5 protein-coding genes are annotated in these 8230 nt (G+C 51.5%); 1 reads left to right on the top strand and 4 read right to left on the bottom strand.

Translation table 11 applies throughout. From position 1 onward, the window contains the following. Positions 1-150: 150 nt before the first annotated feature. From H3001_RS07485 to H3001_RS07470, 4 genes are all read right to left on the bottom strand, one after another. Positions 151-1470: a TolC family protein gene (locus H3001_RS07485; protein WP_181214563.1), complete on the bottom strand. Its 1320-nt coding sequence runs from the start codon at positions 1468-1470 to the stop codon at positions 151-153. Continuing rightward, positions 1467-4502, bottom strand: coding sequence for an efflux RND transporter permease subunit (locus H3001_RS07480; RefSeq protein WP_181214562.1), 3036 nt, complete (start codon positions 4500-4502; stop codon positions 1467-1469). The genes H3001_RS07485 and H3001_RS07480 overlap by 4 nt, the downstream gene beginning before the upstream one ends. A 13-nt stretch (positions 4503-4515) precedes the next feature. Further along, the gene (locus H3001_RS07475; protein ID WP_181214565.1) at positions 4516-5595 is read right to left on the bottom strand and encodes an efflux RND transporter periplasmic adaptor subunit; all 1080 of its coding nucleotides are present in this window, start codon (positions 5593-5595) and stop codon (positions 4516-4518) included. 219 nt (positions 5596-5814) lie between these two features. Then, complete coding sequence (locus H3001_RS07470; protein WP_181214561.1) at positions 5815-6717, bottom strand: DMT family transporter; 903 nt, start codon at positions 6715-6717, stop codon at positions 5815-5817. Positions 6718-6835: 118 nt separating this feature from the next. Between H3001_RS07470 and H3001_RS07465 the strand changes: the two genes are divergently transcribed. Continuing rightward, on the top strand, positions 6836-8101 hold the full coding sequence (locus H3001_RS07465; RefSeq protein WP_181214560.1) for a putative DNA modification/repair radical SAM protein: 1266 nt from the start codon (positions 6836-6838) through the stop codon (positions 8099-8101). Positions 8102-8230 lie beyond the last annotated feature (129 nt).

Here is an 8230-nt window from a genome sequence, read left to right as displayed (position 1 = left end):
ACCATATTGTCAAGAGGGCTTCGCACCAAACAATTACTCGTAAAGCACGCCTCTTTAGGCTACTGTTGACGGAACAACAGGTTCAGACATCATGCTGAACAATTACTTGTACGACTTCTTGTCGCACATTCATTCACAAAGATAAAGGATTTATTCCAAGTATTGCGTAATTTTTCCGCTTATCTGTAATAATGATATCTCACACATCTTTGTATCGTACTCAGCCGAAAGAATTCGTTCTTCGGCATCCAGCAGACTTTTCTGGGCTTCTCTCATCTCGATACCCGACAAATCGCCCAGCAGGTAACGCTCCTTGGCAATCTCGTGGTTCTCTTTGGCGGAAATCAGGTTCTGTCTTTCCAGACGCAGCAGCTGGATGTTGTTCCGATAGGCCTGCCAGAGATTGCTGAAGTCGGCACGCAGCGCCTGTTCCAGCTGTTCTCTCTCCAGTTGTGAGTTGCGGATGGCAAGACTTGCATTCCTTTTTTCTCTTCTCCGGTTTCCATCGAAGATATTGAAGCCTACGGTAATTCCTCCGCTGAATCCCCAGTTGTTGCGCTGCTTGATGCTGTTGATGTCATACCGGTTCAGGGTATATCCGTATCCGGCATTCAGTTTCAGGTAAGGATAGTTTCTGGACAGAATCTTCTTGTAGTCCAGCTGGGCCAGTGTCGTATTCTGGTCTGCTTTCAGCAGGCTGGCATTGGTCTGCAGGGTCGATTCCCACAATTGGGCAAACTGGAGCGAGTGATTCAGGTCGATTACCGAGTTCTTTACCTGTATCGGGCGGTCCACGTCTTCGTTTGCCATCAGTTCATTCAGGTTGATGCGCGAGGTATGCACCAGTTCCTGCTGTTTCATGTACTGGGCACTGTCGGCATTGAAGTCTACCTTGGCCTGCTGATAATCCAGGCGGGAGAAGTTACCGATATGATACCTCTCTTCCACAATGCGCAACCGCTCTTTGGACAGCGAGACGGCATAGCGGAAATTCTTGAGACGGATTTCCTGCTGGATATAGTTGAAGTATTCCGCAGTAAGCGTCGCAATGAAATCTTCGATGGCAATTCGGGTGTTGGTAGCTCCCTGCTGTTCCAGCACCTTCAGCTGCTTGTAGGTGGTACTGATCTGAAACCCGTCGAACAAGGTCCAGTTCAGGTCGATTCCCGCATCAAGGGTCTGGTCGTAGGCATTGCGGCTGCTGAGTTTCGCGCTCCCGTCCCGGTATTCCGTATCACTGCTGTTCAAGTCGCCCTTATATCCCGCAGTCAGGTCGATGGTCGGTAAAAATCCGGCATTTCCCAGCGTCGCATTGTTCTTGCTAATCTGTTCCGTATTCCGTGAAATACGGAGTGAGTAATTATTCTGCAGCCCTTCTTCCAGACACTGCTTCAAGTCGTATGTATACTGGGCGGATAAGGTACTTCCCATTCCCAGCAAGAGGGCAAAAATAGTAATCAGTCGCTTCATGCTTTTTTCTGTTTACGGATACGGTTAGTAGATATATATGAATAAATAGCCGGTACGATGTACATGGTAAGGAAGGTGGAAACCAGCATTCCTCCCACAACGGCCGTTCCCATGGCGATACGCTGGTTGGCACCTTCGCCGGTGGCAAAGGCCAGCGGAATCAGACCGAGTACCGTAGAGGCACTGGTCATCAGGATCGGGCGCAGACGCTGCAGGGCGGCATCGCGTATGGCAGTCAGCTTATCTTCCCCGGCCTCCTGCTTCTGGTTGGCAAACTCTACGATAAGGATACCGTTCTTGGCCACCAGACCGATCAGCATGATGATACCGATCTGACTGAAGATATTCATGGTGATGTCGTTGGCATACATGAATATCAGGGCACCGGCAATGGCCAGCGGAACCGTCAGCATGATGATGAAAGGATCCTTGAAACTCTCGAACTGGGCAGCCAGGATGAGGTAAATCAGGATCAGGGCCAGGATGAAGGCAAACATCAGGCTGGAAGAACTTTCCTGATAATCCTTCGAGTCGCCCGACAAGGCGGTACGGAAGGTATCGTCAAGGGTAGCGGCGGCAATCTTGTCCATTTCCTCCAGTCCCTCTCCGATGGTCTTTCCTTCAGCCAGACCGGCCGATACGGTAGCCGACAGGAAGCGGTTGTAGTGATAGAGTTTGGGAGGAGCGATGGATTCCACAAATTCCACCAGGTTGTCCAGCTGGATCATTTCCCCTTTATCGTTCCGAATATAGATGGATTTGATGTTCGCCGGCTGGTTTCTCTGCTGGCGGTTGATCTGTCCCAAAATCTCATATTGCTTGCCGTTCATGTAAAAATATCCCATTCGCTGTCCGCTCAGACCGTACTGCAGGGTTTGTGCAATGTCTTTGACACTGACTCCCATGGTTCCTGCCTTGTCGCGGTTGATTTCGACGCGTACTTCCGGGCTGCTGAATTTCAGGTCGACGTCGGCCATCTGGAATACCGGATTGCTGTACACCTGGTTCAGGAACTCGGGCAGCACCTTTTCCAGTTTCTCCAGACTGGTGGCCTGAAGTACATACTGTACAGGCATGCTGCTTCTTCTGCCTCCGAACGACGACTGCTGCTGTACGAAGGCACGTGCCTTGGTCTTGGTCCGGATGGCCTGTGACAGTTTTTCGGCCACTTCCATCTGGCTGTAGTCACGGTCTTTCAGGTCTTTCAGGGTGACGCTCACATAACCGCTACCGCTGCTTACACGGGCCGTAATGGCTTCTGCATCGGGAATGATGGAGTCGGTAAGCCGTGAAATGTCTTCCGTATAGTCACGGATGTACTCGTAGCTGGCTCCTTCGGCAGCACGGGTGGTGATGTTGATTTTCGACCGGTCTTCCAGCGGGGCCATTTCAGCAGGAATGGTACTCCACAGGATGCCAATGATGGCCAGGGTGACCAGCGTGAAAGGTATGGCGATGACCCTTTTCTTCAGAAAGGCATTCAGCGACCGCTCATAGAGGCGGTTCATGCCTTCGAAGAAAGGTTCTGTCTTTCGGTAAAACCAGCTTTGTTTCTCACGGTGTACCAGCAGTTTGGTAGCCAGCATCGGAGTGAAGGTCAGGGCGGCGAAAGAAGAAATGATCACCGAACCGGCCACCACAAAACTGAACTCGCGGAACAGTCGTCCGCTGGTACCTTCCATAAATACGATGGGGAGGAACACGGCCACCAGGGTAATGGTGGTGGAAATGACGGCAAAGAAAATCTCCTTCGCTCCTTCGATACCGGCATCGAAGGGCTTCATTCCCCTCTCGATACGGATATAGATGTTTTCCGTCATTACGATGGCATCGTCCACCACAAGTCCCACGGAAAGTACGACGGCCAGCATGGTCAGTACGTTGATGGAGAAGCCGGCCACGTACATCACGAAGAAGGCACCGATCAGTGAAACCGGAATCACGATACACGGAATCAGGGTGACACGCCAGTCGCGCAGGAACAGGAAGATGATGATGATTACCAGTGCAAAGGCTTCGTATACGGTACTTTCCACTTCTGCGATGGAAGCACGGATGAACTTGGTGTTGTCGAAGCCGTAGGTGAAGTCCACGTCATCGGGAAGGTCCTTGCGCATCTGCTCCATACGTTCGTATACGGCATCGGCAATTTCAATGTGGTTGGCACCGGGCTGGGGGATGACTACGACACCCACCATCGGTACGCCGTTCATCTTCATGTAACTTTTGATGTCGGCGGCTCCCAGTTCCGCGTATCCCACGTCGCTCAAGCGGATGACTCTTCCGTTGACTTCTTTCAATACCACGTTATTGAATTCGTCGGCACTGTGCATCTGTCCCATGGTACGCAGCGTCAGCTCCATGGTATTACCTTCGATACTTCCCGAAGGAAGTTCGATGTTTTCATTGTCCATCGCTGTCTTGATGTCCACCGGGGTGATGCCGTATCCCGCCATTTTGGTCGGGTCCAGCCAGATACGCATGGAGTATCGCTTTTCTCCCCAGATGGATACACTGCTCACGTCCGAGATGGTCTGCAACTGCTCCTTTACGGTCAGGTCGGCAATTTCACTCAGTTCAAGAAGAGAACGGCTGGGACTCTGGATGGCCACCATCAGGATCGGGCTGGCATCGGCGTCCGCCTTGGATACGGTAGGAGGGTCACAGTCGCGGGGAAGGTAGCGCTGGGCACGTGACACCTTGTCGCGCACGTCGTTTGCTGCCGTTTCCAGGTCGACCGACAGTTCAAATTCAACCGTGATACGGCATTGTCCCTGCTGGCTCACACTCGAAAGCGAGCGGATACCCGGGATACCGTTGATATTCTGTTCCAGGGGTTCGGTAATCTGGTTCTCGATGACATCGGCATTGGCACCCGAATAGCTGCAGGTAACCGAAATGATGGGGTTGTCCACTGACGGATATTCACGCACCCCCAGCGTGGTATAACCGATCATACCGAACAGCAGGATGATGATGGTCAGCACGGTAGCCAATACCGGCCTGCGGATACTAAGTTCTGAAATGTTCATAAGGCAGGCAGTATTAGTTGATGTTGTCTAAGGTGACCGGCATTCCCATGCGCAACTGCAGGGTACCTGAGGTCAGTATGGTGTCTCCCACAGAAAGTCCCTGGACAATCTGTACTTCGGCTTCCGTACGGATACCGATCTTCACATCCACCGGCTGGGCCACTCCCGAACGGTATACGAAGACCTTGTTTTTGCCCATTTCCGGTACGATGGCTTCCGACGGTATGGCGATGGCATCCTTTATCTCATTCTGTTTCAGCTGGATGTCGGCATATCTACCCGGCAGGAGTTCTCCCTGTGCGTTCGGATAGAGTGCGCGGACAGTCAGTGTGTGGGTTTCCGGGTCGATGCTGGACTCGGTGGCATATACTTTCGCATCAAACGGTTCCAGTCGTCCTTCGATGCTGAACGACAGGTTGGTGCCCTTCTTGATCTGCCGTGCATAGCGTTCCGGTACGGCAAATTCCACCTTCAGCGGAGTAATCTTGGTGAGTTTGGCAATGATGGTAGTAGGCGAGGCGTACGCACCCGTGCTGACTTGCCGCAATCCGATGATGCCGTCGAACGGAGCTCTCAGTTCGGTCATGGCAATATTGGCCTTGACATTCTCGATATCGGCGTGCAGGGTAGCCAGTTCGGTCTTTACCTGTTCGTAGGCTTCCTTACTGACAGCGTCGCGCTGCAACAGGGCATTCTGACGGAATACCCTGTCTTCTGCCAGCGGTCTCTGGGCTTCCAGACGTGCCAGCTGGGCTTTCAGCTGACTGTCGTTGACTTTTGCCAGCAATTGTCCTTCGGTAACCAGACTGCCTTCTGTGAAATTGATGTCAATGATTTTTCCAGAGGTCTCGAAAGAAAGGTCTACCTCCTCGTCCGGCATCAGTCGGCCGCTGACGAATATCTGGTCTGTAATGATATGTGGCTTGATGACCTGAGCGTTGACATTCAGTATTCTTTTGTTTTCCCGCTTAGGAGCATCCTTTTCGGCTGCATTTAATTCTTCATTTTCCCGTGGAGTAAAGGAGCGCACTCCCAATCCGATCAGGCCGACTCCTATTAACGTAACAATTCCCCATTTGATGCGTTTATCCATATTCTTAAATTTGTTCTGATTATTTTTCATTTGACAGCAAATTTAAGAATTAGTTTAAATGAGGGTCGGGGATTTTATAATTTATTTACATTTAATGCCAAATGCCGGCTTTCTCTTGCTGTTTTTGATGGAATGAGGGGGAAGAGTAGGGGCCGTCTGCTTCCGGAAAGCGTTGCTGCGGAAACGGCAGACCGGAGGCAGGCGGCAACGGGTGCGGCATTACCGGCTTCCCAGGTACAGGAAGAACATACCGATCAGCACCAGCACCAGGTCGATGGCCTTGCTCTTCATGTTCTTTTCACGGAAAATCAGGGCACCGAAAAGGAAGGATACCACTACACTGCCTCGCCGTACCATTGATACGATGGAAATCATGGAGTCTTCCATGCTCAGGGCATAGAAATACACAAAGTCGGCTGCCGACAGGAAGATGGAAATCAGGATGATGCACCAGCTCCAGTGGAACGGGGTCGTGGTCTTGCGCTTGGGAAGCCACAGCATCAGCAGGACGCCGCCCATGATAAACAACTGGTAGATATTGTACCACGACTGGATGACCATGTTGTTGAATTTTCCCATCAGGTATTTGTCGTACAGTCCGCTGGCGGCACCCAGTACGGCGGCCAGTATGATGAACCATATCCAGCGGTTGTGCGTAAAGTCGATTCCTTCTTTTTTGCCCGAACGGCTCAACATGAAGAAGGACAGAATGGCCATCAGCACACCGATCCACTGATACAGGTTCAGTCGTTCACCGAAGATGAGAAGGGCTCCCACCAGGGTCATGACAGGGCGGGTGGCATTGATAGGGCCTACCAGGGTAAGGGGCAGGTGTTTCATGCCGAAATATCCCAGTACCCACGACGACAGGACAATCAGCGATTTCAGCAGGATGAATTTATGTACTTCCCATCCTCCGGTGTCAGGAACGAAAAAGAGGGTGTCCTGCAAGAGTTCCGGACGGAAATGCGAAATCAGAATCAGCGGAAGGAATATCAGACTGGAGAACAGGGTGTTGAGTCCCAGTACCGGAAGTACCGCGTTGTTGACCAATGATTTTTTCTTGAATACGTCATAAAATCCCAAAAGGGCAGCCGAGCAGAAAGCCAGTAATAACCACATGATACGAATTTTTTAAAATGCCTGCAAAGATACAATAAATTTTTCAGGAATGCTTGCAGGTAAATGAAAGTCTGTCTATTTTTGACTCGCCCCACAGGGGATAAAAAGCAAGAGTACAATGGACGAGAAAGTGTTGGAAAAACTGAAGGTGCTGGCCGAGTCGGCCAAATATGATGTGTCGTGTGCATCGAGCGGTACGGTGAGACGCAATACGAAGGGAGGTATCGGCAATACCGTAGGCGGCTATGGGATCTGTCACAGTTTTTCGGAGGACGGCCGCTGTATCTCGCTGCTGAAAATCATGCTGACCAATTATTGCATCTATGACTGTGCGTATTGTATCAACCGCATCAGTAACGATATTCCACGGGCGACTTTCTCGGTCAGTGAACTGGTGGAGCTGACCATTGAGTTTTACCGGAGAAACTACATCGAAGGGCTCTTTCTGAGTTCCGGAGTGGTGCGCAACCCCGATTATACCATGGAGAGACTGGTGAGGGTGGCACACGACCTGCGGGTGGTGCATCGTTTCAACGGTTATATTCACCTTAAGAGCATTCCCGGTGCCAGCGAGGAACTGGTGCGTCAGGCGGGACTCTATGCCGACCGTCTGAGCGTGAACCTGGAGATTCCTACCGAGGAGAACCTGAAACGGCTGGCTCCTGAAAAGGACCACCAGAGTGTGTATCTGCCGATGCGCTATATCCAGCAGGGGGTGGATGAGAACCGGGAGGACCGTCGCCGCTTCCGAAGGGCTCCCCGTTTTGCACCGGCAGGACAGAGTACGCAGATGATTGTAGGGGCTACTGCCGAAACCGACCGGGATATCCTGAACGTGTCTTCCTCGCTCTATGCTCGGTCTACCATGAAACGTGTGTATTATTCGGGATACGTGGCTGTCAATACCTACGACAAGCGTCTTCCGATGCTGAAACAGCCGCCGCTGGTGCGTGAGAACCGTTTGTACCAGGCCGACTGGCTGCTGCGCTTTTATCAGTTTAAGGTGGAGGAACTGGTCGACAGTCAGACGCCCGACCTCGACCTGGAAATTGATCCGAAGTTGTCATGGGCCCTCCGTCATCCGGAGTTTTTCCCGGTCAATGTCAATACGGCCGATTATGAGATGTTGCTCCGCGTACCGGGTATCGGGGTGAAATCGGCACGGATTATTGTGGCTTCGCGCCGCTTCTCGCGCGTCGGCTTTTATGAACTCAAGAAAATGGGGGTTGTTATGAAGAAGGCCCGCTTTTTCATTACTTGTCATGAACTGCCGGAGCATACCATTCACGAATTGGGTCCGATGGGGGTACGAAAACTGCTTCTGCCGGCTTCGGGAAGAAAGAAGGAGGACGACCGTCAGTTGTCTTTCGATTTTGAGCCTTGACCGCTACGGGGGTATCGGGAAGGGTAGCTGTCCACGGTCGTTTTTATCTTACTGTCTGTAATCTGTGTATTTGTATCGTTTCTCTCGAAAAACTTGAAGCATAGGAGGATTCCCGGAACCTTTTAGTGG

Origin of the sequence: Phocaeicola faecicola, from assembly GCF_013618865.1 — a bacterium.
Lineage (GTDB): Bacteria > Bacteroidota > Bacteroidia > Bacteroidales > Bacteroidaceae > Phocaeicola > Phocaeicola faecicola.
Note: the sequence above shows the minus strand (reverse complement) of the source record. Positions and strands in the feature narration are given on the sequence as shown.